Genomic DNA, 1,047 nt, shown 5'->3' on the forward strand with positions numbered 1-1,047 from the left:
CCTGACTTCCGCCGCCGCCGCCACCGTCACCGCAGCGTTTCCCGTCACCGCCACCTTCAGTGAAAGCACAACCAACTTTCTCGCCAGTGATATCACCGTCACCAACGGCACAGTCAGCGGCTTTAGTGGCACCGGCACCACCTACACTTTTACAGTCACCCCCACCGGCCAAGGAACCGTCACGGTTAACGTCCCTAGCAGTGTCGCCACCGATGCGGCTGGAAATAACAACACCGCCGCCACCCCCTTAACCCGTACCTTTGACAGTATTGCTCCCACAGTAGCCCTGACTTCCGCCGCCGCCGCCACCGTCACCGCAGCGTTTCCCGTCACCGCCACCTTCAGTGAAAGCACAACCAACTTTGTCGCCAGTGATATCACCGTCACCAACGGCACCGTCAGCGGCTTTAGTGGCACCGGCACCACCTACACTTTTACAGTCACCCCCACCGGCCAAGGAACCGTCACGGTTGATGTCCCTAGCAGTGTCGCCACCGATGCGGCTGGAAATAACAACACCGCCGCCACCCCCTTAACCCGTACCTTTGACAGTATTGCTCCCACAGTAGCCCTGACTTCCGCCGCCGCCGCCACCGTCACCGCAGCGTTTCCCGTCACCGCCACCTTCAGTGAAAGCACAACCAACTTTGTCGCCAGTGATATCACCGTCACCAACGGCACCGTCAGCGGCTTTAGTGGCACCGGCACCACCTACACTTTTACAGTCACCCCCACAGGGAGCGGCACAGTTACAGTTAACATCCCCGCCAATATAGCTACGGATGCTGCCGGCAACAACAATACAGCGGCCACTGCTTTGACGCGCACGGCTGACACCACAGCCCCCACCGCTGCCAGTTTCAGCCCCGCCGATAACGCCACCAGTGTTGCAGTTACTGCTAATTTAGTCGTTACCTTGAGTGAAGCCGTACAAAAAGGCACTGGCAATATTGTCATCAAGAAAGTCTCTGACAACTCAGTTGTAGAAACCATTGATGTCACCTCAGCCAATGTCACTGTTACTGGTAGTACCGTCACAGTTAATCC

1 protein-coding gene is annotated in these 1,047 nt (G+C 57.4%); it reads left to right on the forward strand.

Annotated elements, in window-relative coordinates; genetic code table 11:
- Positions 1 to 1,047: Ig-like domain-containing protein (locus tag QUA16_RS36770; protein ID WP_333181803.1), on the forward strand; the 1,047-nt coding region annotated here is incomplete at both ends.

The sequence above is a fragment of the Microcoleus sp. S13_C3 genome (assembly GCF_036700905.1).
Taxonomy (GTDB): Bacteria; Cyanobacteriota; Cyanobacteriia; order Cyanobacteriales; family Microcoleaceae; genus Microcoleus.